Origin of the sequence: Streptomyces sp. NPDC091209, from assembly GCF_044757755.1 — a bacterium.
GTDB lineage: Bacteria > Actinomycetota > Actinomycetes > Streptomycetales > Streptomycetaceae > Streptomyces.
Genome location: NZ_JBIVVR010000019.1, coordinates 103,739 through 126,345, shown reverse-complemented (window position 1 = coordinate 126,345; position 22,607 = coordinate 103,739). Strand labels below are relative to the sequence as shown.

The following is a 22,607-nucleotide window of genomic DNA, read 5'->3' as shown; positions in this document are numbered from 1 at the left end:
ACGCGTGCGGCGCGCGGGAGAGGAGGATGCGAAGTCAGAAGGACGGACGACACACGCAGCCCGCATAGCGGACGAGGTCCATATGGACCCTCCGCCACAGGCGCACACAGGTGTCGGTCACGATCCGGAGTACACCACGGTGGCGCAGACCGGTCAACTCACCGTCACTATTTGGACCATGGAGGCCCGAGCGGCCGGGAAACCGCAGGTCGGGTGGTTACCGAGCGTTCAACTCCTTCCCGTCGCCGTTCAACTGCTTCCCGTCGTCGTTCGGCTTCTACCCGCCGTCGAGCGGGTCCGGCCCGCTGTCTTCCAGGCCCGTGCCACCGTCTTCCAGCTCCGGCCCGACGTCGTTGATCTCCGCCCGTCATCGGTCAGGTCCGCGTTGTTCATCGGTCAGGGTCAGGTCCGGCCCGCTGTCGCCTCCGCGGCGCTCTCCGCCCCCGCCGCTGCCGGTCCGCCGAGAGTCGCCTCGGCCGCCTCGTACAGGTCGGCCGGGCGGACTCCGCCGAGCGCGGTGACCAGATGCCCGTCGGGGCGGACCAGCAGCACGGTGTGCGCCGCGGCCCCCGGGTAGCTCTCCGCGACGAGCAGCTCCGCGGGGTGCGGCAGCGCGGTCACGGCGGCGGCGAGCCGGGGCATGATGCCGGCCGTCACCCAGTGCTTGCGCTCCCAGACCCCCGTACCCGGGGCGATCAGGACGACGAGCAGGACCCCCCGCCCGAGCCGCTCCCGCAGCGGTACGAACGAGCCGTCCTCCGCGGTCACCCGGACATCGACGACCGGTGCGCCGGGCTCGGTGTCGACGGGGGCGTGCGACTCGGCGGGTGGGGGTGTGAGCGGGGAGTCGGCGTACGCCCCCGGCGCGCCAAGGGGGCCGCGCCCCAGGTGGCCGTCCGTCAGCAGGGCGTCGTGGCCGCGGGCGGACCCGGGGACGTACGCGCGCAGGCCGCCGCCGCTGCGCAGCAGGGGCAGTGCCTGGTCGGCGGCGCGCAGCCGGGCGGCGACCACGGCCCGCCGCTCCGCCTGGTAACTGTCGAGGAGTGTCTTGTGCGGGCCGTGATGCCAGGCCAGTCCCAGCTTCCAGGCGAGGTTGTCGGCGTCCCGCAGCCCTTCGTCCAGCCCCTGGGTGCCGAGGGCGCCGAGCAGATGGGCCGCGTCCCCGGCGAGGAAGACCCGGCCGGCCCGCCAGCGGCGGGCGAGCCGGTGGTGGACGGTGTGGACCCCGGTGTCGAGCAGCTCGTACGCGGGTGTGGTGCCCCCGCTCCAGGCTCCGAGGGTCTCCCGGATACGCGCCACCAGCAGATCGGGCGTGACCAGGTCCTTGCCCGGGGGCAGCAGCCAGTCCAGCCGCCACACGTCCTCGGCCAGCGGGCGTGCGCTCACCTCGCCCGCCGAGGGGCCGGAGGTCCGCCACGGCGTCATCCGGTGCAGCAACGCCTCGCCGGGCCAGGGGAGTTCGGTACGCAGGGCCGCCACGGCGTGCCGTTCGACGGCGGTACGTCCGGGGAAGCGGATGTCCTGGAGCTTGCGCACCGTCGAGCGTGGTCCGTCGCAGCCGACCAGGTAACTGCCGCGCCACCAGGTGCCGTTGGGGCCACGGGTGTGTGCCGTGACGCCGGAGGCGTCCTGCTCGACGGTGTCCAGGCGGCTGTGCACGGCTACCTTGACGAGCCGCTCGTGGATGATGGCCTCGCGCAGGGCGCCGGTCAGCGCGTGCTGGGCGATGTGCAGCGGCGCGGTGAACTCCTCGCCGTCCGCCGGGCTTTCCGCGCCCCGCGAAGGACCGGGGCCGCGTGCGGCGACGGCCCCCCGAGGACCCTCGCCCCAGGCGGTCCCGGCGCCCCGGGAATCGGCGGCTCCGTTCGTGGTCTCCGCGCCCCCGGAACCCTGTCCGTCGAACGTGATCTCGCGCATCACCTGCTTGCGCCGCATCGACCGCCATCCGGCCCAACGGAAGCCCGCGTCGTCGAGGGGGAGACCGGTCAGCCGCTCCACGAGCGCGACCGTGTCCTCGCGCAGCACCACGCTCCGCGCGAGCCGCAGTTCGTCCTTGCCGGGGCCCTCGTCGAGGACCACGGAAGGGACCTCCTGGCGGGCCAGCGCAAGGGCGAGCGTGAGCCCCACGGGCCCGGCTCCGACGATGATCACCGGGTCCACGGCGCGGTGCCCCCTGCACGGAGCTGTGTCCTGAGGGACGTACGGGAACAGGCAGGTGGAGCGGGGTGCACGATCACAGAACGTATGCAACCCATTGCCGCTGCTTGCGTCAAGTGACGGGGGCAGCAGTGATCATGTCACCGGCCCCGCCGGTCACACCGGTCGCGCGTTCTTCGGGACGATTCGTCGGACCGCGCCCTATCCGCCGCCTCCACCCGCCTCCGTCGCAGCCGTACCGGCGATGGTCGCGTCGTTCGGTGAGAGCACCGCGCCGGTCGTCTTCCTGCCGCGGCGCAGCCGGCCCTCCAGCCAGGAGGCGAAGCTGGTGATCGAGAAGTTCAGGACGATGAAGATGACGGCGACCACGACGAAGCTCGGGACGACGTTGGCGTAGTTGGCCGCGAGCGTGCTGCGCGCGGTGAGGAGTTCCGCGTAGCCGATCATCACGCCGCCCAGCGCGGTGTCCTTCACGATGACGACGAGCTGGCCGACGATCGCCGGGAGCATCACGGTGACGGACTGCGGCAGCAGGATGCTGGTCATCGTCTGGCCCTTGCGCAGCCCGATCGCGTACGCGGCCTCCGTCTGGCCCTTGGGGAGGGCGAGGATACCGGCCCGTACGACCTCGGCGAGGACCGAGGAGTTGTAGAGCACCAGACCGGTGACGACCGCGTAGAACGGGCGGTCCTCACTCGCGATGTTCGGGGACTTGGCGTAGAGCTCGTTCGCGAACAGCATGAGCAGCAGGACCGGGATCGACCGGAAGAACTCGACCACGGCGCCCGCCGGAACGCGCACCCAGCGGTGGTCGGACAGGCGCGCGATGCCGAAGACGGCGCCCAGGGGGAGGGCGATCACCATGCTGAGCGCGGCGGCCTTCAGCGTGCCGAGCAGACCCGGCCACAGATACGTGCTCCAGGCGTCCGACGTGGTGAACGGCTCCCAGAGGGCCCACTTCAGCTGGCCCTTGTCGTCCATCGTCAGCCATATCCACCACAGGAGCAGTGCGAGCAGGACGACGAAGAGCACCGAGAAGACCACATTGCGGCGCTTGGCGCGGGGGCCGGGGGCGTCGTAGAGGACGGAGGTCATCGCTTCACCGCCAGTCGCTTGCCCAGCCGGCCGAGGATGAGGCCGGTGGGAAGGGTCAGGACCACGAACCCGAAGGCGAAGACCGCGGCGATGAGGACCGTCTGGGCCTCGTTCTCGATCATCGTCTTCATCAGGGCGGCGGCCTCGGCCACGCCGATGGCGGCGGCCACCGTCGTGTTCTTGGTCAGCGCGATCAGCACGTTCGCCAGCGGGGCGATGACGGAACGGAACGCCTGCGGCAGCACGACGAGCCGGAGGGTCTGGCTGAAGCTCAGCCCGATCGCGCGGGCCGCCTCGGCCTGTCCGACCGGAACGGTGTTGATGCCGGAACGCAGCGCCTCGCAGACGAAGGCCGCGTGATAGCCGACGAGACTGAGGACCGCCAGCCGGAAGGCCTGGAGCTTGAAGTCGTCGGAGGCGCCCATCGTCACACCGAAGATGTCCGCCAGGCCGAGCGAACTGAAGACGATGATGACCGTCAGGGGGATGTTCCGGACGATGTTCACGTAGGCGGTGCCGAACCCGCGCATGAGCGGGACCGGGCTGACCCGCATCGCGGCCAGCAGGGTGCCCAGGACCAGGGAGCCGAGGGCGGAGAAGACGGTGAGCTTCACCGTCATCCAGAACGCCCCCAGGACGTCATAACCTTGAAGAAAGTCGAACACGATCTCCCGCGCTTCCGGGTGGTGGCGTACGTGACGGACGGGGTGGCCGGGTGTGCCGCCACCGTGATCGCGGTGGGCGGCGGCACACCTGCGCAACCCCGCGGGAACCGCGGATTCCCGCGTTGCCCGAGGGGCCCTGCGTGACTCGGTGATCCCCTGCGTTACTCGACGGCAGTCAAGTCCCCTGTGCTACTTGACGATCGCGCCGATCTTCGGGGCCGGCTCGTACTTGTAGCCGGCGGGGGCGAAGTTCTTCTCGACCGCCTTCTGCCAGGAGCCGTCGCTCACCATCTTCGCCAGCGCGGCGTTGATCTTGTTCACCGTCGCGGTGTCGCCCTTCTTGACGCCGACGCCGTAGTTCTCGTTGCTGAGCTTGAGGCCGAGGAGCTTGAACTGACCCTTGTACTTGTCCTGCGCGGCGAAGCCCGCGAGGATCGAGTCGTCGGTGGTCACCGCGTCCACGGCGCCGCTCTGCAGACCCGCGATGCACTCCGAGTAGCCGCTCAGCTCACGCAGTTGGGCATGAGGGGCGATCGTCTTCTGGACGTTCTGCGCCGAGGTGGAGCCGGTCACGGAGCAGAGCTTCTTGCCGTTGAGGTCCGTGCCCTTGGAGATCGTCGAGTCGGACTTGACGAGCAGGTCCTGGTGGGCCAGCAGGTACGGACCCGCGAAGTCGACCTTCTGCTTGCGCTCATCGGTGATCGAGTAGGTGGCCGCGATGAACTTCACGTCGCCGCGGGCGAGCGCGTTCTCACGGTCGGCGCTCTTCGTCTGGACGAACTCGATCTGGCTGGGCTTGTATCCGAGCTGCTGGGCGACGTACGTCGCGACGTCCACGTCGAAACCGGCGAAGGAACCGTCCGGCTTCTGCAGGCCGAGACCGGGCTGGTCGAACTTGATGCCGATCTTGATCTTGCCGCCGCCCGAGGACGAGGAGCCGCTGTCGTTCTTGTCGCTCGAACCGCACGCGGTGGCGGTCGCGGCGAGCGCGAGTACGGCGGCCGAGGCGGCGGCTGCCTTGCGGAGCTTCATGATGAACATCCTTCGAGTAAGGGCGAAGTACGGCCCGTCGGCGGGCGGGTGACGAGAGGGGTCCCCCGCGCGCGGGGAGGTCAGGTTCCCCACGCGCGGGGACATCAGTGGTGAAGGATCTTCGACAGGAAGTCCTTGGCACGGTCACTGCGCGGATTGCTGAAGAACTGGTCCGGCACAGCCTCTTCGACGATGCGGCCGTCGGCCATGAAGACGACCCGGTTGGCAGCCGAACGGGCGAAGCCCATCTCGTGGGTGACGACGATCATCGTCATGCCGTCCCGGGCGAGCTGCTGCATGACTTCGAGGACCTCGTTGATCATCTCGGGGTCCAGCGCGGAGGTCGGCTCGTCGAAGAGCATGACCTTGGGGTCCATCGCCAACGCCCGTGCGATGGCGACGCGTTGCTGCTGGCCGCCCGACAACTGAGCCGGGTACTTGTCCGCCTGCGAGCCGACGCCGACACGGTCGAGCAGGGCGCGGGCCTTCTCCTCCGCCGCCGGCTTGCCGGTCCTGCGGACCTTGATCTGCCCCAGCATCACGTTCTCGAGCACGGTCTTGTGTGCGAAGAGGTTGAAGGACTGGAAGACCATGCCCACATCCGCCCGCAGCCGGGCGAGCGCCTTGCCCTCCTGGGGCAGCGGCTTGCCGTCGATCGAGATGTCACCCGAATCGATGGTCTCCAGGCGGTTGATGGTGCGACACAGGGTGGACTTCCCGGACCCGGAGGGCCCGATGACCACGACGACCTCGCCACGGGTGATCGTCAGGTCGATGTCCTGGAGCACGTGCAACGCGCCGAAGTGCTTGTTGACGCTCTTCAGGACGACCAGTTCGTCGGTCGCGGCCATGGCGTCCTTGGCCACCGATACTTCGGTCATCGCTCTTGGGCTCCGTCCTCCTCGGTTTCGGAGGACAGTAGTGATGCCGCATGACCAGCGTCATTACATCTGAGGGGAACTTGAGCATCACGATCCGGTAGCAATCGGACACGTGTCGTAGCTGTCCGTACAGACGCGCGTACCGGCTGGGTAACGGAAGCCCCGAGCAACCCGAAGCCCCTTGACGCCGTCCTTGTCCATCGGCGTGACTTCCTTGGTGCACGCGCAGTGTGCACCAAGCTCCATAAAAGAGATCGTACGACCGATGAACCGGAGGGGGTCGGAATGAGACTGCTCCTCGTCGAGGACGACAATCACGTCGCTGCCGCCCTGTCCGCGGTGCTGGCACGGCACGGCTTCGACGTCACCCACGCCCGCAGCGGCGAGGAAGCCCTGCGGGCACTGGTCCCGGAGAGCGACGGCTTCGGTGTCGTCCTGCTCGACCTCGGGCTGCCCGACCAGGACGGCTACGAGGTCTGCGGCAAGATCCGCAAGCGGACCGCCACGCCGGTGATCATGGTCACCGCGCGCGCGGACGTACGGTCCCGCATCCACGGCCTCAACCTCGGCGCCGACGACTACGTGGTGAAGCCCTACGACACCGGGGAACTGCTCGCCCGGATCCACGCCGTCGCCCGGCGCACCGCTCACGACGACGCCTCGGCCCCCGGCGAGACCGTGCTGCTTCTCGGCCCGGTACGCATCGAACTGCCCAACCGCCAGGTCACCGTGGCCGGTTCGACGGTCCAGCTGACCCGCAAGGAGTTCGACCTGCTCGCGCTGCTCGCCCAGCGACCCGGCGTGGTGTTCCGCCGGGAGCAGATCATCAGCGAGGTGTGGCGCACCAGTTGGGAAGGAACCGGACGCACCCTGGAGGTGCACGTCGCGTCGCTGCGCTCCAAGCTGCGGATGCCGGCGCTGATCGAGACCGTACGCGGCGTCGGGTACCGGCTCGTCGCCCCGGCTGCGTAGCGGGCACGGGTGCGCACACGTCTTCTCCCGCTGCTCATCGTCCTGATGGCAGCCGTGCTGCTGGCGCTCGGCGTGCCGCTCGCGGTGAGCGTCGCGGCGGCCCAGCAGCAGCGCGTGGTCGTCGACCGCATCGACGACACCGCGCGCTTCGCGGCCCTCGCCCAGTACGTCAGCGAGCCCCCCAGCCGCTCGCTGGGCGGCTACCCGGACGAACGCGGCGAGACCCTGCGCACCGAACTCGCCCGCTACTACGAGGTGTACGACATCCGGGCCGGCGTCTTCTACCGCAACGACAAGCCCATGGCCAACGCGCCGGACAACTGGCTCCTGCCCAGGACCGGCGTGGCCCGCGACGCCTTCAACGAGGCGCTCGTCAGCCGCCGCAGCCATGACCCCGTGCAGGTCTGGCCCTGGCAGCGTCACCGGCTCGTCGTCGCCTCCCCGGTCATCAGGGACGGCGACGTCATCGCCGTCGTCGTCACCGACTCGCCCACCGGGCAGATGCGTTCCAAGACCCTGCACGGCTGGCTGATCATCGGCGCCGGCGAGAGCGCCGCGATGCTTCTCGCGCTGGGCGCCGCGCTGCGCCTCACCGGCTGGGTGCTCAAGCCCGTGCGCGTCCTCGACGCCACCACCCACGACATCGCGACCGGCCGTCTGAAGTCCCGGGTCGCGCCCGCCGGTGGACCGCCCGAACTCCAGCGCCTGGCACGGTCGTTCAACGAGATGGCGGACAACGTCGAGGACGTACTGGAACAGCAGCGGGCCTTCGTCGCCGACGCCTCGCACCAACTGCGCAACCCGCTCTCGGCGTTGCTGCTGCGCATCGAGCTGCTCGCCCTCGAACTCCCCGAGGGAAACGAGGAGATCGCCTCGGTCCGCACCGAGGGCAAGCGCCTCACCCAGGTGCTCGACGACCTGCTCGACCTGGCGCTCGCCGAGCACGCCGAGGCCGATGTGCGGCTCACCGACATCGGCGCGCTGACCGCCGAGCGCGTGGCGTCCTGGCAGCCCGTCGCCGAGAGCCGAGGTGTGCGGCTGGCGGGGGACTGCCCGCCCGTCACCGCCTGGGCCGACCCCGTCACGCTGTCCAGCGCGCTGGACGCGGTGATCGACAACGCGGTCAAGTTCACGCCCGAGGGGGAGAGCGTCGAGGTTACGGTCGCTTCGAACGGTGAGTCCTCGACCGTCGTGGTCACCGACGGCGGCCCCGGCCTCGGCGACGAGGATCTGGCCCGCATCGGCGACCGTTTTTGGCGCAGCGCCGTCCACCAGAACGTCAAGGGCTCGGGCCTCGGCCTCTCCATCTCGCGGGCCCTGCTCGCCGCGGGTGGCGGCTCCATCGCGTACGCCCACCACGAACCGCACGGCCTGCGGGTGACGGTGACCGTACCGAGGTCGGGGCCGGTGACCTGAGCGACCTGGCGGGCGGCGCTACGGCTTGATCGAGCGGTAGTAGCGGCTCGCGCCCTCGTGCAGGGGCAGCGGGTCCGTGTAGATCGCCGTGCGCAGGTCCACCAGCTGGGCCGCGTGCACCACGTCGCCGATGTGGTCGCGGCTGGCGATCACCGTGCGGGTGAGGTCCTCGGTGAGCTTCGGGTCCGCGTCCTCCCGGGTGATCAGGAAGTTGGCCACGGCCAGGGTCTGCACGGAGGAGCCGCGCTGCGCCTCGGGATAGGCGTCGGCGGGCATCACCGCGGACCGGTAGTAGCGGGACGCGCCGCCCTGCTCGTGCAGCTTCTCGACGATGTTGCTGCCGATCGGCACCAGCCGGATGTCGGAGGCCTTGGAGAGCTCCGTAACGGCGTTCGTCGGCAGACCGCCCGACCAGAAGAAGGCGTCGATCTTGTGGTGTTCGAGCAGGTCGGGCATACGCGCGATGCCGTCGCTGAGGGGCTTGATGTCGGTGTCGGGGTCGAGACCCGCCGCCTGGAGCACATGGTCCGCGATCAGCCGCACCCCGGAACCGCCCGGTCCGACGGCGACCCTCCTGCCCTTCAGATCCGCCACCGACCGCACCGGCGAGGAGCGCGGCACCACCAGGTGCACGTAGTCGTCGTAGAGCCGCGAACAGCCCCGCAGCCGGCCCGATCCCGGCTTGTTCTGGAGGATGTACGTCTCCACGGCGTCGGCCGCCGCGATGGTGAAGTCGGCCTCGCCCGTGGCCACCCGCCGGACGTTCTCCTGGGATCCGTCGCTGCTCACCAGCTTCACGTTCAGGTGGGGCATGTCCTTGGCGATGGCGCCCTGGAGGAGCTTGCCGTACATCTGGTAGACCCCGGTCCGGGTGCCCGTACTGAAGGTGATCGTCCCGCTCGGGGACTCCTCGCCCAGCGGCAGGAGCCACCACAGCAGCAGCCCGACGACCGCGAAGACGGCCGCCGAGCCGCACAGCGCGCGGCGCCGGCCGATACGGGGGAGTGCCTGGAACATGCGCGCGATCCTGCCAGCCCAGGCCGGTCCTGGCCAGGGCCGGCCCCCCGAGGGGGTTCCGGCGGATCGGTAGGCTCGCCGAATGCAGTCGTCCTCCCCGTCGCAGATCCCCTCGCCCCTCGCTCCGGTGTCTCCCGCCACCCCACTGCCTTCCCCGGCTTCCCCTGTCACCCCGGCTTCCCCTGTCACCCCGGTCTCCCCGGTCTCCTCGGTCCGTGAGTTCCATCTCGCCTTCGGCCTCGATGTCCGCGCCACCCCGACCGAGGTCTCTCCGGAGCTGGCCGCACACCGCGGCGAGCTGCTGGCCGAGGAGGCGGCCGAGGTCGCCGAGGTCTCGGTCGACGGCCCGCTCGACCGGCTGGCGCACGAGCTCGCCGATGTCGTGTACGTGGCGTACGGCACGGCCCTCGTCCACGGGATCGACCTCGACGCGGTGATCGCCGAGATCCACCGGGCCAACATGACGAAGCTGGGCCCCGACGGACAGGTCGCCCGCAGGGCCGACGGCAAGGTCCTCAAGGGGGAGCACTACCGGGCGCCCGACGTGGCGGAGGTGCTGCGGCGGCAGGGGTGGAGCACCCCGGACGCGTGACACCCGGGGCTCTCCGGACGGGGAGGCAGCCACGGCCGCCGCCACCGCCGGGAAGCCCACCAGCGACGACCAGGAGAACGCATGAACGAGCCGGCCGAACTCGATCTGCCCGTCGAAGGCGGAACCCTCCGTGTCCTGCGGTTCGGCACGGGGCCGCGGATCGCTCTCGCGGCACACGGCATCACCGGATCCGGGATGTCCTTCCGTGCCATGGCCCGTCGACTCCCCGGCGAGTGGAGCCTGTTCGCTCCCGATCTGCGGGGCCGCGGCGGCAGCGCGGGCACCCCGGGACCGTACGGCCTCGACCGGCACGCCATGGATCTGTGCCGCCTGGCGGAGCACCTGGGCGCGGGCCGGCCGGTCGCCCTCACCGGGCACTCGATGGGCGCGTACGTCGCACTGCGCGCGGCCGCGCGCCGGCCCGGGCTCTTCGACCGCCTGCTGCTCGTCGACGGCGGGCTGCCGCTGCCCGTGCCGCCCGGCGCCGACCTAGACGCCCTCCTCGGCGACACCCTCGGCCCCGCGCTGGCCCGCCTCAGCCGCACCTACGAGACCGACCAGGCCTACGTCGACTTCTTCCGCGCGCATCCGGCGCTCGGCCCCCACTGGAACGCGGACATCGAGTCGTACGTGCGCTACGACGTCACAGGGAGCCGGGGCGCCCGGCGTTCGAAGGCGCGCGAGGAGGCCGTACGGCACGACGGGCGCGATCTGCTGACGTCCGCCGACCTGTTCGCCGCCGACCTCGCGGGGCTCGGTGTCCCGGCCCTGCTGCTGCACGCGCCGCTCGGACTGCTCGGCCAGGAGCCGCCGATGCTGGGGGCGCCCGTCGTCGAACGCTGGACCGGCCCGTCCCGCGGTCTTCGCGCCGAGCTGATCGAGGGCTCCAATCACTACACGATCCTGCTCGGTGCAGGCGCGAGCACGCTCGCGGAACGGTTCGCGGGACTGGGCGAGTGATCCGGGGCGCGCGGGTTCGTGGGTGAGAGTCGGGCATCGGTTCGTTCGGCCGAGTCCGCCGGTGTCCGGCTGCGGGGATGCGTGGTCCCACCCCTCGCCCCCGCCGCTCACCCGGTCCCGGATGTCGCTGGAGGGCGTTCTGAGCGCGGCGCGGGGACTTCCGGCCGCGGACGCGGGCGGGCCCCCGCCGCTCCTGCTGGGAGTGGCGGGGGCCCTGTCGGTGATGGGGTCAGTGAAGTGCGCCGACTTCGGTCGCCGACAGCGTTCGCGGGTAGACGTGGACGTCGGCCACGGAACCCGGGAACGCCAGGTAGGGGCTGGTGGCCGACGCGCTGTTGACGCAGCCGCCGACGGTCAGGGGCAGGGAGGAGTCGTACTGGGGGCTGAGGTTGGTGGCCGTCCCTATGAGGGTGCCGTTCTGGTAGAGGGCCATGTTGCCGGTGTTGGAGCTTCCGGCGACCGGTGCGCGGAAGGCGGCGACGAGGTGGGTCCAGGTGCCGATGGGGGCGGTGTTGGCGTCTCCTTCCGCGGTGGGGAAGTCGGAGTTCTCGTCGTTGGTGGTGGTGGTCTGGAACATCCAGGCCTTGTTGGGCTTGTCGTACGAGAGGTAGAACGCCTGGTGCTGGGTGGTGCCCTGGCAGACGGCGGTGGTGCCGAGCGCTGAGTTGATCTTCACCCAGGTCGAGACGGTGTAGTCGCCGAGTGTGTTCACCGCGCTCTGTTCGCTCTTGAGGAAGCCCGTGCTTCCGTCGAACGCGACGCTGCCGGCGGCCCCGGTCGGCGCGTCGGTGCCGAAGGTGGCGCTTCCCGACGGGGTGAGCGGGTTGAGGGCGGCGGTGTCGGTGCCGTTGGCGGCGAGCTTCCACTCGTCCTCGGGCATGCCGTTCTGCCAGCCCGTCGGCATGATCACGCTGAGCGCGCCGGCCTCGCTCGCCGAAACGGCGTACGGGTAGACCTGCACGTCCGAGACGGAGCCGGGGAAGGCGTTGTACGGCGAGGTCGCGTCAGGGCTGTTGACGCAGCCGCCGATGGTCAGGGGCATGGAGGAGTCGTACTGCGGGGTGAGGTTGCTGGCCGTCCCCATCAGGCTGCCGTTCTGGTAGATCGACATCACGCCCGTGTCGGCGTCGCCGTCCACGGGAGCGGTGTAGGTGACCAGGAGGTGGGTCCAGGTGCCCAGGGCGCCGGTGTTGGCGTCTCCTTCCGCGGTGGGGAAGGCGGAGTTCTCGTCGTCGGTGGTCGTGGTCTGGAACATCCAGCCCTGGTTGCCTCTGTCGTAGCCGAGGTAGAACGCCTGGTGCTGGCTGGTCCCCTCACAGATGGCGGTCGCCGGGTTGTCCGCCGAGTCGAGCTTCACCCACGTGGAGATGGTGTAGTCGGCGAGGGTGTTGACGGCCGTGTGGTCGCTCTCCAGGAATCCGGTGCTGCCGTCGAAGCGGGTGGCACCGGCGGGCGCGTTGACCGCGTCCGGGCCGGCCGCGCCGAAGGTGGCCCCGCCGACCGGGGTGAACGGGTTGTCGCCGCGGGCGTCGGTGCCGTCGGCGGCCGCCTCCCACTCGTTGTCCGGGGTGTCGCCACCGGTGGCGAGCGGGACGATGAGGTTCGGCGCGATGCCGACGACCTGGGTGTTGGTGTCGTTGAGATACCGGTTGGCGAGGTCGGTGTAGTAGGCGTCGGACGGGTTGCCGGCCGAGAGGTCGGCAGCCTTCACGGTCGACGAGGTGGCCGTGCCGTCGGTGGAGACCGCGGCGGCGAGGTCGATGACCTGGGTCGGGTAGTTGTTGAGCAGGTCGGTGTTCACCTGCTGGCGTGCCGCCTCCTGGGTCGCGGTTCCCGGGTGGGCGGCGGTGAACGGCGGGATGGTGGTGAGGTAGACGGTGATGTTGGAGTTCTGCGTGACCGGCTGCCCGTTGATGTAGGCCTGTCCGTCGTCGGTGTAGTACGAACTCAGCTGGCTGTTGAGCGAGGCCAGTCCGTTCTCGACGCCGGTGGCGCAGGTGTTGGCGTCACCCGTGCAGTTGAGCAGGTCGGTGGCGCCGGTCGAGACGAGAACGGTGCGCACGTTGCCCTGGGCCAGCACATTGCGGTCCAGCGGGTTCAGCGCGTTCGTGGGGGTGTCGCTGTTGGTGGGCTGCGGCAGCAGGTTGTTGTTCGGACCGCTGCTGTTGGTGCCGGCGTTCAGTACGCCGTATTCCACGGTGTTGTCGCCGTTGGGGTCGTCGACGACGGCGCCGGTGATGGCGTCGCTGAGGTGGTGCCGGCCGTCGCCGCTCGCGGTGTCCCCGTTGACGCTCTGGTCGCCGTAGAGGACCAGGGAGCCGGTGGGCGCGGTGGTGGGCGTGGTGACGTCGAGGCCGGCCAGGTAAGGCAGGCCGGTGTACGTGGTCTGCGTGTACTTGGTGGCAGCGGTGTCACCGGTGCGGTTGGCCGCGTCGCTCACCCATACGGGGGTCTGGGCCGCCGCGTGGCCGGCCATGGCCGTCATCGAGCCGTGCACCTGCAGGCTGACCAGCAGGGTCGACTGCTGCGGGACGGCGAGGGACACCGGGTCGCTGACGACGTCGCCTCCCGCCGGGACGGTGACGGAGGTGACGCCGTTGAAGGTCACCGCCGTCGGCGCCGAGGCTGCCGTGGCGCCGCCCGCGGTGCCGTCCTGCGGAGCCACGGAGGCCGCGTCGAAGGTCACGGGCGCGGTGCCCATCGCGTTGGACAGGTGGACGCGGACTCCGTTGCCGTCGTCGGTTCCGATGCTGACGTGTGCCGGGATGCGGAGGGTCTGCCCGTTGACGGTCGCGGTGCTGCCGCCGGACTGCTGCACCTTGGCGGTGTCCTGGACGGAGGACCAGGTGCCCACCCAGTGCTGGGCGCTCGTTCCGCTCCCGGTGACGGTCAGCGGGCGCACGCCGAGCCCGAGGATGTGCAGAGCGGGCTGGCCGGCCTGGACGCCGTTGGTGAACAGGGGCAGGGAGACGCTGCTGACGACCGAGCCGGGGCAGGCCAGCGGGACACTGATGGCGTAGATCTTCGGTCCGGGGCTGGGGCTGGTCTGGGTGTTGTTGCTGTGGTTCTGGTGGACCAGGGTCAACGACGCGGCCGAGGCCGGGCCGCTGAGCCAGTCGGGCACCGTGTCCAGTTGGTACGACTGGTCGGCGGGATCTCCATTGGGGTCGAGGCAGTTGTTCTTGGCGTAGGTGATGGAGCCGGTGGCGCCCTTGGCCGGGCCGCCGGTGGCGAAGCCCAGGAAGACCACCGCGTCACCGGTGTTCATCACCCCGCTGCCCGGCACGGTGACGGTCTGGCCGGAGGCCAGCATGTTGTCGTAGGTGCCGGTGCCGAACTTGGGCAGGGTGACGGTCGCGCCGTCGACGGTCACCGTCTTGCCGCTCTGCCATCCCGAAGTACCCGTCAGGTCGGCGGAGTTGATGCTGTTGCCGGAGCCGTCGGCGTCGGCCGCGCTGGTCGTGGTGGTGAAGGTGCTGGTGGCGGTGTTGTTCAGACAGCCGCTCGTGGCGTTGACCGTGCAGGTCAGGGCCGGCGCCAGCCGCAGCACGTCGACGCCCGCCTGGTAGCCCGTCGAGCCGGGGTTCTTGCCGGTCAGGGTGAGGGTCAGGGTGTGCACGCCCTGTTTGAGGTTGAGCAGTTGACCGCTCGCGTCCTTGGGGATGCCCAGGTTGACGAACTGGGTGGTGACGTACGAGTAGTAGGAGTCGTACCCGTTGAGCAGGGTGGCCTGGGTGGGCTTGCCGTCGTCCAGGACGAGGCGGTAGATGCCGTAGTCCTTGGCCTTGGTCAGGTTGACCCCGAAGCTCCAGGGGCCGTCCTTCGGGATGTCGAAACCGAAGGTCGCGCTGTCGCCGCTGACCACCTTCGACGTGGTGCTCTTGTTCGAGAGCATGGCCTGGTAGCCGTCGGCGAACTCGTAGCCGTTGCCCGCGGCCTGGGTGATCAGCTGGCCGCCCTTGGTGGTGGTCGTCGCCTTGGGCACGACGGTCGTCGTGTTGTCGGCGTTGGTCGCCGTCCAGCCGCTGACCATCTTGTCGCCGTAGGCGTACGTCGGCGTGCTGGTGCCGGCGTAGAAGGCGTAGGACGTCTGGGTGACGGAGGTCGAACCGGCCTGGTCCACGGCCTTGGCGTACAGGGTGTGCGGCCCCGCCGTGCCGGGCGCGAAGGCGGGGGAGGCGCTGCCGTTGACGACCGAGGTGCCGGTGCCGGGACCGTTGTCGGAGGTGACGTAGTACGCCTTGCCCGGCGCGATCTTCGTCGTGGTGGTCCAGTGGGTGACGCTGCTGCTGTAGACCGTGTTGCCGAGTGTGGCGTCCAGCGCGAACAGGTATCCGGTGATGTTGTTGGTGTGGTTGTTGCTGAGTGTGTAGGTGCCCTTGTCGCCGAAGGCGGAACCGATCTGCTTGGCCGGGAACTGACTCGACGTCACGGTCGGGGCGGGTGGCGCGCTGGTGTCGACCGTGAAGGTCTGCGTCTTGGTCCAGACGCCCGAGCCGGTGCCGGCCCAGTACCCTGCGGCGTTCTGCGCGGTGGCCTTCCAGGTGTAGGTGCCGTCCGGCAGGCTCGGAGTGGTCCAGTCACTGCCGTTGGTGTTGTACCGGGCGTGCTTCTTGGAGTCCGTGGAGGGTCCGAATCCCTGGCCCACCTGGGTGCCCGAGGAGTTGTACACGTGGTAGTCGACGCGCACCAGTTCGCTCCCGCCGGCCAGGTCCGGGTCGACCGCGCGCGCCGAGAGGGTCGGGGTGTGCGTGGTGGTCATGGTCTTGCCCATGCTCAGGAGGGACGGCTTGATGGCGGGGGTGCCGCTGCCGTTCTTGAGCTTCGGCCGATAGCTGTAGGTGACCGACATGGTCGCGCCGCCGCCGTAGGCGAGCTGCTTCCACTGCTGGGCGTCGTTCATGTCGGGCGACTGGACCATCAGCGTCATGCTGCCCCAGCCGCCGGCCGCGGCGCTCACTGCCCGGGACGTCACGTCGAACTCGAGCGAGGGCGGGCTGACCCAGGAGTTGGCGCCGTCCGTGACAGGACAGGTGCCGGCCTCGTGGCTCTTGGGGTTGGTGCCGAGCGCCCCGGTGCGGCCACCGGGCTCGTGACCCCAGTACAGCGACGAGGAACTCCAGCCCGCGGGGCGCTCGGTGCCGTAGACGGCGGCCGGGGTGTCCGCACACGAGGCGGCGGAGAGCTGCTTCACGTACAGCGAGGCGTGAGAGACCACCGCGCCTTTGATGCCGCTGGTGTTGATCTGGTAGTAGGTGCGCGCCCGCTCACCGTTGCCCGGGGTGTTGTTGTCCCAGCCCTCGCGGGCGTTCGTGGAGCCCGAGTTGGACGTCGAGTTGTAGACGTTCCAGCCGTTGTCGGAGATCCGCGCCCAGTCGAGCTGGGAGGGCCGACCGCTCCACTCCGGGTCCACGTACACCGGGTACGCGGTGGTCTTGGCGGACAGCAATTTCTTGTCCAGGCCCAGCAGTTGCCTGCCCGGCTGGAGGGTGACGCGGACCCGCGAGCGGTGTTTGCCGACCTTGGCCGCCGCCTGGTGCTCGGCCCCCGCCGAGGAGGCGGACGCGACGCGGGCCACGGCCTTGTCGGCGGGCTGCCGGCCGGCGCTGTCCCACATCAGCGCGGTGTCGCTGTGGAACACCGTTCTGCCGGTACGCCGGTCGGCCGCCTGCGCTCCGCCGTCGCGGGTGGGGGCCAGTTTCAGCCCCGCCGACCTGGTGTTCAGGGCGAGACTGTCCAGGCGCGGATCGGCCGCTGCCTTGGGGGACTTGATGACGAGGATCGAGGAGTAGCCGGAGGCGTCCGCGGTCAACTGGAGGTCGACCTGCGGCAGCACCTCGGGGTAGGTCGCGGTGTCACCGGATATGACGGGACTGGGCAGTCTGCCGGGCCAGGAGAAGCCCAGCCTGTCGCTGCCGTCGCGGAGCGTGACCAGCGCGCCGGAGCCGCCGCCGGAGAAGGCGACGTCGGTGACGGCGGCCCTGGGTGCCCAGGTGCCGTCCGCCCGCCGCACCAGTTTGGTGTCGATCGGCACCCACTTGCCGTGCTGCCGGGTGCGCTGCGGCATGGACGAGTCCGTGCGGGTGAAGGTGCCGTTCGGGTTGGCCACCACTATGGTTCCGGTGTCGGTCAGCTGGTCCACGGTGACCGGCTTGCCGGTGGCCTTCGCCCGTGCGGACGCCGACTCGGTCGCGTTGAGCCGCCTGGCCGCGGAGTGCGGGTGCCGGTCGTGGCGGGATGCCGTGTGAGGTAATCCGGTCGGCGTCGCGTGGGCGGGCACCGTCGCCGACAGTGAGGCGGCGGCCAGGACTGCGACGACCCCAGCGGCGACGGGTCTCGCCGCGGGACGTCTGGACATGGGCATGCGTGTGCGAAAGGCGGACATGCGGTCTGGGATCCTTCGCTTGTCTTTCGCGGTCCCCCGTGGGCCCGCGCCGATGTGCATTCTGAGGTCCGGGATCAAGAGGGGTCCATCGTCAATTGACCGTATACAGAACGAAGTTGGTCCGTTTTTGCTCGATTGGCGCAGGGTTGAGCCTCAACCCGGCCCGCTTCTTGGGCATTTCGCTGGGAAGTCTTTACCTGTGACCCCTCTGTGGAGTCCTGGCGTGATCGTCACGGGGGAAGGCGGTCTGTGTGTGTCCCTCTTTGACGTGCACTCAGACGCCCGCAGTGCGACCTGAGTGCTCCTGATGCGGGGAGGGACCGCCCACCACGGCGAGCACAAAGCTGCCCGCCGTTCATGGCCGCGGCCGCACGGTGCGGACATGAAGGACACCGTGGTGTCCTCGGTCTGGCCGGAGCGGCCCATGGAGCCGAGACCGGGCCGGGCATGGGCTTCGCCATCGGCGGCCCCATCGGCATGGGTGCCGGCGGCATGGGGGGAGGCATCAGCGGCAGCGGTGAGTCCATCGTCGGCGGATCAAAGATCTTTTCCGAGGGGAGCGGTTGAGCCGATGACGACCACGCCACCATCCGACGGCCCTGTGGCGGTCCAGTTGCTCGCGATCATCAACGATTTCTTCCCCGAGCTGCGGCGGACGGCTCTCGACGAGGTGCTCGGAATCCTCGGAGCCCGTGCGCCGCACCTGATTCCCGAGGGGATGCGGGAGGGCTGACCAGCCTGATCGCGACGGTCCGCCGGATCCTTCCGGCGGGGCCGTCGCCTGCCGGTCTCGCCCACCAGCCCCCGATCCTCGGCCGGGCCCTGTTCCGGGGAGCGCGCGGTCGGGGGCCTCTGGGGAGCGCCTACCCTTGAGGCATGACCATCAGCAGCGACCGGAGCCCCGCAGTGGACGTAGCAGCACCCAAGACCTACGAAGTCCGTACCTACGGGTGCCAGATGAACGTCCACGACTCGGAGCGATTGTCCGGGCTGCTCGAAGAGGCCGGTTACGTGCGGGCGCCCGAGGGCGTGGACGGGGACGCGGACGTCGTCGTCTTCAACACCTGCGCCGTACGTGAGAACGCCGACAACAAGCTCTACGGCAACCTCGGCCGCCTCGCCCCGATGAAGACGAAGCGCCCCGGCATGCAGATCGCCGTCGGCGGCTGCCTCGCGCAGAAGGACCGCGACACCATCGTGAAGCGGGCGCCCTGGGTGGACGTCGTCTTCGGCACGCACAACATCGGCAAGCTGCCGGTCCTCCTGGAGCGCGCCCGCATCCAGGAGGAGGCGCAGATCGAGATCGCCGAGTCCCTGGAGGCCTTCCCCTCCACGCTGCCGACCCGCCGCGAGAGCGCGTACGCGGCCTGGGTGTCGATCTCCGTCGGCTGCAACAACACCTGCACCTTCTGCATCGTCCCGGCGCTGCGCGGCAAGGAGAAGGACCGCAGGACCGGCGACATCCTGGCCGAGATCGAGGCCCTGGTCGGCGAGGGCGTCTCCGAGATCACCCTTCTCGGCCAGAACGTCAACGCGTACGGCAGCGACATCGGCGACCGCGAGGCCTTCAGCAAGCTGCTGCGCGCCTGCGGGCGGATCGAGGGCCTGGAGCGCGTCCGCTTCACCTCGCCGCACCCGCGCGACTTCACCGACGACGTGATCGCGGCCATGGCCGAGACGCCGAACGTGATGCCGCAGCTGCACATGCCGATGCAGTCCGGCTCGGACACCGTCCTGAAGGCGATGCGCCGTTCGTACCGCCAGGAGCGCTTCCTCGGGATCATCGAGAAGGTCCGCGCCTCCATCCCGGACGCGGCGATCACCACCGACATCATCGTGGGCTTCCCCGGCGAGACGGAGGAGGACTTCGAGCAGACCCTCCACGCGGTCCGCGAGGCCCGTTTCGCGGCGGCGTTCACGTTCCAGTACTCCAAGCGCCCCGGCACCCCGGCGGCCACCATGGAGGGGCAGATCCCCAAGGAGGTCGTCCAGGCGCGCTACGAGCGTCTCGTCGCCCTCCAGGAGGAGATCTCCTGGGGCGAGAACAAGAAGCAGGTCGGCCGGGTCCTGGAGCTGATGGTCGCCGAGGGCGAGGGCCGCAAGGACGGAGCCACCCACCGCCTCTCGGGCCGCGCCCCCGACAACCGTCTGGTCCACTTCACGAAGCCGGACGAAGAGGTCCGCCCCGGCGACGTGGTCACGGTCGAGATCACGTACGCCGCCCCGCACCACCTGCTCGCCGAGGGCACCGTCCGGGACGTGCGCCGCACGCGCGCGGGGGACGCCTGGGAGAAGCGCAACGCCGTCGAGGCCGCCAAGCCGGCGGGCGTCATGCTGGGCCTGCCGAAGATCGGCGCCCCCGAGCCGTTGCCGGTCACCACGGGCAGCGGCTGCGACTGACGGACGGCGCGGGGCGTCTTACCGAGCGCTGGCCGGGCGTCCGCACCGGGTGCCTGCGAGGCGTCGGACGTCTGCCGGACGCGGGACACCGGCGGCGGGAGGACAGTGGCGCGCCGAGTGCTGTGGAACGCCGGACGCCGCAGGTCCGTGGGTGTCGGACGTCGTCGGGGCGGGCGCCCACGGGATGCCCGTCGCCCGGCGCGGCGGGCGGTGGCGTGTTCGCGCCCGCACGTCCACGGACACGGAGCGGTGCCGGGGCGGATCGCCGGTGCGCGGCGTTACGCTGCGGCTCATGCTTGTAGCCGCCGCAGTCTGCCCCTGCCCTCCGCTGCTGGTCCCCGACGTCGCCGCCGGCGCGGCACCCGAACTGGACGCCGCGCGCGCGGCCTGCACGGACGCGCTGGGCGTGCTCGCCGCCTCGCGTCCCGATCTGCTCGTGGTCGTCGGCCCGGCCGAGGAGAGCGGTCGTGGACCGCATCCGGAGGGGACCCGCGGCTCCTTCAGTGACTTCGGGGTCGCCCTCGACGTGTGCCTCGGCCGTCCGGACGCGGCGCGACGGAACCCCGGCGGGGCGAGCGCGAGCGCCGAGGCGGGCGGCACGGGCCCCAGCGCCCCGGAGCGCGAGCTGCCGCCCTCCCTCGCCGTCGCCGCCTGGCTGCTGGAACGCACCGGCTGGTCCGACGCCCCGGTGGAGGGGCTCGGCGTGGGCGAACCCCTGGAGGCCGAGCGGTGCGTCCGGGCCGGGGAGCAGATCGGCGGGCGGGCCGGGCGGGTGGCCGTGCTGGTGATGGGCGACGCCAGCGCCTGCAGGACCGTCAAGGCGCCGGGCTATCTCGACGAGCGCGCGACGGACTTCGACGCGGAGGTCGCACGGGCGCTCGGGGCGGCGGACGTCGCGGCCCTCAAAGCGCTGGACACGTCACTGGCGTACGAGCTGAAGGCCGCCGGGCGCGCGCCCTGGCAGGTCCTCGCGGGCGCGGCCGAGGGCGCGGGACTCGGCGGTGCCCTGCTCTACGACGACGCTCCGTACGGGGTGGGATACCTGGTGGCGGCCTGGTCGTAGGAACCGGGAACAGGTCAGTCGGGTACCGGCCTGCCCGAGCGTTCCGTCCTGTCTCGCCCGGCGAGCGTTCCGCCATGGCGGCCCGGCGAGGGGCGGCCGTACGGGCCCGGCCCGGACGCGGCGGACGGCCGGAAGCAGCCTGAGCGCTTCGCGGCCGTCCGCCGATCTTCCGGCCCGTTCACGACGCCCGAGGCGGGGGCGGCGCGTCCGGCGGGCCCGCTGCGCCGCCGTCCTTGTGCGCGAGGCGGTCCATGGCGTCCTTGGCCTTGCCCGTGCCCGTCTGGATCTTGTCGCTGTACTTGTGCTTGGTCTTCTCGTCGACCACCTTCGCGGCCTGGTCGAGACCGTGGGCGACCTTGTGCCCGTGCTGTTGCGCGAGCCCGGAGACCTTTTCCTCGGCGGGCTCCAGCTTGGCTTTCAGATTGTCCATCAGACCCATGGTTCACCTTCCCTCGCGGGACAGTTACGTGCGGGAGCCCTTGCCGGCCTCGTTGTCGGCGGCCTGTTCGGCGGTCTGCTGCTTGGGGATGTCGACGTCCTCGGCACCGGAGGCCCCGGCGGTCCCCGCCGTCGCCCCGCCGTCGTCCTCGGAGTCGTTCTCGGACGAACCGCTGGTCTCGGACGGGGCCTTCGTTTCGGACGAGCCCTTCCCCTCCGACGAACCCTTCGTCTCAACGGCCGACTCCACCGCCGCCTCCGTCTCCGTGGCGACCGGTTCCGTGGCGACCGGTTCCGTGGCGACCGGTTCCGTGGCGGCCCGCGCCCCGGCGGTCGGCGCCTTCTCCGTAGCCCTTGACCTCCGGAGAAGCCGTTCAAAAACGCCCATATCCGCTCCATACGTTACTCGTGAGGGCGAAATTCCGCGTTGCCCGGTGCGTCCCATTGCGTTGTCCGGGTCACCGGTTCTCGAAACCGGCGGCTGGAACCTCGCAAGAGGGAACGAACCCGGGCCCCCGGCGTCACGTAGCTCGTTGGAGGTGAGGCCCCGGGGTTTGCGAGACTGGGACCGTGAGCAGCGCACCCCCCGCCCCCCGTGTCATCGCCGTCGTCGGACCGACCGCGGCAGGAAAGTCCGATCTGGGCGTTTTCCTCGCCAGGCACCTCGGAGGCGAGGTGGTCAACGCCGACTCCATGCAGTTGTACCGAGGGATGGACATCGGCACCGCCAAGCTGACGCCCGACGAGCGCGGCGGCGTCCCGCACCACCTCCTGGACGTCTGGGAGGTGACGGTCACCGCCAGCGTCGCCGAGTACCAGCGGCTCGCCCGCGCCCGTATCGACGCGCTGCTCGCCGAGGGGCGCTGGCCGATCCTGGTGGGCGGCTCCGGACTGTACGTCCGCGGGGCCGTCGACAAGATGGAGTTCCCCGGCACCGACCCCGAGGTGCGCGCCCGCCTGGAGGAGGAGCTGACGCTTCGCGGCTCCGGAGCCCTGCACGCGCGGCTCGCCATGGCCGACCCCGGGGCCGCGCAGGCGATCCTGCCCAGCAACGGCCGCCGTATCGTCCGCGCCCTCGAAGTCATCGAGATCACCGGCAAGCCCTTCACCGCCAACCTGCCCGGGCACGACTCCGTGTACGACACCCTCCAGATCGGTGTCGACGTGGCGCGCCCGGAGCTCGACGAGCGCATCGCGCGCCGGGTCGACCGGATGTGGGAGGCCGGGCTCGTGGACGAAGTCCGCACCCTGGAGGTGCACGGCCTGCGCGCGGGGCGCACGGCGTCCCGTGCGCTCGGATACCAGCAGGTCCTCGCGGCGCTCGCCGGGGAGTGCACGGAGGACGAGGCCCGCGCCGAAACCGTTCGCGCCACCAAGCGCTTCGCGCGCCGTCAGGATTCATGGTTCCGGCGCGACCCCAGGGTGCATTGGCTCAGTGGGGCTGCGGCGGATCTCACAGAACTCCCGGAACTCGCACTGGCGTTGCTCGAACGACCGGTCACAGCCTGATCACGTCATGGCATCGGGACGCTCC

The 22,607-nt window shown here is 70.5% G+C and carries 18 protein-coding genes; 8 read left to right on the top strand and 10 right to left on the bottom strand.

Annotated features, from left to right (window positions below; all coding sequences use genetic code 11):
* Positions 1-34 precede the first annotated feature (34 nt).
* From ACIQRL_RS37435 to ACIQRL_RS37410, 6 genes are all read right to left on the bottom strand, one after another.
* Positions 35-106 (bottom strand): putative leader peptide, encoded by a 72-nt coding sequence (locus ACIQRL_RS37435; RefSeq protein ID WP_318658241.1) that lies wholly within the window; start codon positions 104-106, stop codon positions 35-37.
* A 296-nt stretch (positions 107-402) separates the two neighbouring features.
* Positions 403-2,160 carry an FAD-dependent monooxygenase gene (locus ACIQRL_RS37430; RefSeq protein WP_401340155.1) on the bottom strand — a complete coding sequence of 586 codons (1,758 nt, stop codon included), beginning with the start codon at positions 2,158-2,160 and terminating at the stop codon, positions 403-405.
* A gap of 198 nt (positions 2,161-2,358) precedes the next feature.
* Positions 2,359-3,252 (bottom strand): amino acid ABC transporter permease, encoded by an 894-nt coding sequence (locus tag ACIQRL_RS37425; RefSeq protein WP_401340153.1) that lies wholly within the window; start codon positions 3,250-3,252, stop codon positions 2,359-2,361.
* Positions 3,249-3,917, bottom strand: a complete 669-nt coding sequence (locus ACIQRL_RS37420; protein ID WP_401340150.1) for an amino acid ABC transporter permease — start codon at positions 3,915-3,917, stop codon at positions 3,249-3,251. Before ACIQRL_RS37420 ends, ACIQRL_RS37425 begins: the two co-directional genes overlap by 4 nt.
* A 189-nt stretch (positions 3,918-4,106) precedes the next feature.
* Complete coding sequence (locus tag ACIQRL_RS37415; RefSeq protein WP_401340147.1) at positions 4,107-4,949, bottom strand: glutamate ABC transporter substrate-binding protein; 843 nt, start codon at positions 4,947-4,949, stop codon at positions 4,107-4,109.
* A 104-nt stretch (positions 4,950-5,053) separates the two neighbouring features.
* Positions 5,054-5,830 (bottom strand): amino acid ABC transporter ATP-binding protein, encoded by a 777-nt coding sequence (locus ACIQRL_RS37410; RefSeq protein ID WP_401340145.1) that lies wholly within the window; start codon positions 5,828-5,830, stop codon positions 5,054-5,056.
* Positions 5,831-6,115: 285 nt separating this feature from the next.
* Here ACIQRL_RS37410 and ACIQRL_RS37405 point away from each other — a divergent pair, with 285 nt between their 5' ends.
* Complete coding sequence (locus tag ACIQRL_RS37405; RefSeq protein ID WP_401340143.1) at positions 6,116-6,802, top strand: response regulator transcription factor; 687 nt, start codon at positions 6,116-6,118, stop codon at positions 6,800-6,802.
* A gap of 9 nt (positions 6,803-6,811) precedes the next feature.
* Positions 6,812-8,218 (top strand): ATP-binding protein, encoded by a 1,407-nt coding sequence (locus tag ACIQRL_RS37400; RefSeq protein WP_401340141.1) that lies wholly within the window; start codon positions 6,812-6,814, stop codon positions 8,216-8,218.
* A gap of 18 nt (positions 8,219-8,236) precedes the next feature.
* Here the strand turns inward: ACIQRL_RS37400 and ACIQRL_RS37395 are convergent, their stop codons facing one another.
* A complete protein-coding gene (locus ACIQRL_RS37395; protein WP_401340139.1) occupies positions 8,237-9,235 on the bottom strand; it encodes a TAXI family TRAP transporter solute-binding subunit in 999 nt (332 codons plus the stop codon).
* Between the two features lie 82 nt (positions 9,236-9,317).
* Between ACIQRL_RS37395 and ACIQRL_RS37390 the strand changes: the two genes are divergently transcribed.
* Positions 9,318-9,827 (top strand): MazG nucleotide pyrophosphohydrolase domain-containing protein, encoded by a 510-nt coding sequence (locus ACIQRL_RS37390; protein WP_401340136.1) that lies wholly within the window; start codon positions 9,318-9,320, stop codon positions 9,825-9,827.
* 81 nt (positions 9,828-9,908) lie between these two features.
* The gene (locus ACIQRL_RS37385) at positions 9,909-10,787 is read left to right on the top strand and encodes an alpha/beta fold hydrolase (protein ID WP_401340133.1); all 879 of its coding nucleotides are present in this window, start codon (positions 9,909-9,911) and stop codon (positions 10,785-10,787) included.
* A gap of 229 nt (positions 10,788-11,016) precedes the next feature.
* Here ACIQRL_RS37385 and ACIQRL_RS37380 read toward each other — a convergent pair whose 3' ends face one another.
* Entirely contained in the window at positions 11,017-17,145 is a 6,129-nt protein-coding gene (locus ACIQRL_RS37380; RefSeq protein ID WP_401340130.1) for a LamG-like jellyroll fold domain-containing protein, read from the bottom strand.
* Between the two features lie 598 nt (positions 17,146-17,743).
* Here ACIQRL_RS37380 and ACIQRL_RS37375 point away from each other — a divergent pair.
* The 3 genes from ACIQRL_RS37375 (at position 17,744) to ACIQRL_RS37365 (ending at position 20,635) form a co-directional block, all read left to right on the top strand.
* Complete coding sequence (locus ACIQRL_RS37375) at positions 17,744-17,905, top strand: hypothetical protein (RefSeq protein ID WP_401340127.1); 162 nt, start codon at positions 17,744-17,746, stop codon at positions 17,903-17,905.
* A 143-nt stretch (positions 17,906-18,048) separates the two neighbouring features.
* Positions 18,049-19,572, top strand: coding sequence for a tRNA (N6-isopentenyl adenosine(37)-C2)-methylthiotransferase MiaB (gene miaB, locus ACIQRL_RS37370; protein ID WP_401340125.1), 1,524 nt, complete (start codon positions 18,049-18,051; stop codon positions 19,570-19,572).
* A 292-nt stretch (positions 19,573-19,864) separates the two neighbouring features.
* A complete protein-coding gene (locus ACIQRL_RS37365) occupies positions 19,865-20,635 on the top strand; it encodes a class III extradiol dioxygenase subunit B-like domain-containing protein (protein ID WP_401340123.1) in 771 nt (256 codons plus the stop codon).
* Positions 20,636-20,813: 178 nt separating this feature from the next.
* Here ACIQRL_RS37365 and ACIQRL_RS37360 read toward each other — a convergent pair whose 3' ends face one another.
* Together ACIQRL_RS37360 and ACIQRL_RS37355 are read right to left on the bottom strand one after the other, a co-directional pair.
* Positions 20,814-21,074 (bottom strand): antitoxin, encoded by a 261-nt coding sequence (locus ACIQRL_RS37360; protein WP_401340121.1) that lies wholly within the window; start codon positions 21,072-21,074, stop codon positions 20,814-20,816.
* Positions 21,075-21,098: 24 nt separating this feature from the next.
* The gene (locus ACIQRL_RS37355) at positions 21,099-21,323 is read right to left on the bottom strand and encodes a gliding motility protein (RefSeq protein ID WP_401340118.1); all 225 of its coding nucleotides are present in this window, start codon (positions 21,321-21,323) and stop codon (positions 21,099-21,101) included.
* A 320-nt stretch (positions 21,324-21,643) separates the two neighbouring features.
* Between ACIQRL_RS37355 and miaA the strand changes: the two genes are divergently transcribed.
* Entirely contained in the window at positions 21,644-22,582 is a 939-nt protein-coding gene (gene miaA / locus ACIQRL_RS37350; RefSeq protein ID WP_401340116.1) for a tRNA (adenosine(37)-N6)-dimethylallyltransferase MiaA, read from the top strand.
* Positions 22,583-22,607 lie beyond the last annotated feature (25 nt).

Coding starts and splice junctions, on each gene's coding strand:
- ACIQRL_RS37425 (WP_401340153.1), bottom strand. CDS start 3,252: ATGACCTCCGTCCTCTACGACGCCCCCGGCCCCCGCGCCAAGCGCCGC.
- ACIQRL_RS37415 (WP_401340147.1), bottom strand. CDS start 4,949: ATGAAGCTCCGCAAGGCAGCCGCCGCCTCGGCCGCCGTACTCGCGCTC.
- ACIQRL_RS37410 (WP_401340145.1), bottom strand. CDS start 5,830: ATGACCGAAGTATCGGTGGCCAAGGACGCCATGGCCGCGACCGACGAA.
- ACIQRL_RS37405 (WP_401340143.1), top strand. CDS start 6,116: ATGAGACTGCTCCTCGTCGAGGACGACAATCACGTCGCTGCCGCCCTG.
- ACIQRL_RS37395 (WP_401340139.1), bottom strand. CDS start 9,235: ATGTTCCAGGCACTCCCCCGTATCGGCCGGCGCCGCGCGCTGTGCGGC.
- ACIQRL_RS37390 (WP_401340136.1), top strand. CDS start 9,318: ATGCAGTCGTCCTCCCCGTCGCAGATCCCCTCGCCCCTCGCTCCGGTG.
- ACIQRL_RS37385 (WP_401340133.1), top strand. CDS start 9,909: ATGAACGAGCCGGCCGAACTCGATCTGCCCGTCGAAGGCGGAACCCTC.
- ACIQRL_RS37380 (WP_401340130.1), bottom strand. CDS start 17,145: ATGTCCAGACGTCCCGCGGCGAGACCCGTCGCCGCTGGGGTCGTCGCA.
- ACIQRL_RS37375 (WP_401340127.1), top strand. CDS start 17,744: ATGACGACCACGCCACCATCCGACGGCCCTGTGGCGGTCCAGTTGCTC.
- miaB (WP_401340125.1), top strand. CDS start 18,049: ATGACCATCAGCAGCGACCGGAGCCCCGCAGTGGACGTAGCAGCACCC.
- ACIQRL_RS37365 (WP_401340123.1), top strand. CDS start 19,865: ATGCTTGTAGCCGCCGCAGTCTGCCCCTGCCCTCCGCTGCTGGTCCCC.
- ACIQRL_RS37360 (WP_401340121.1), bottom strand. CDS start 21,074: ATGGGTCTGATGGACAATCTGAAAGCCAAGCTGGAGCCCGCCGAGGAA.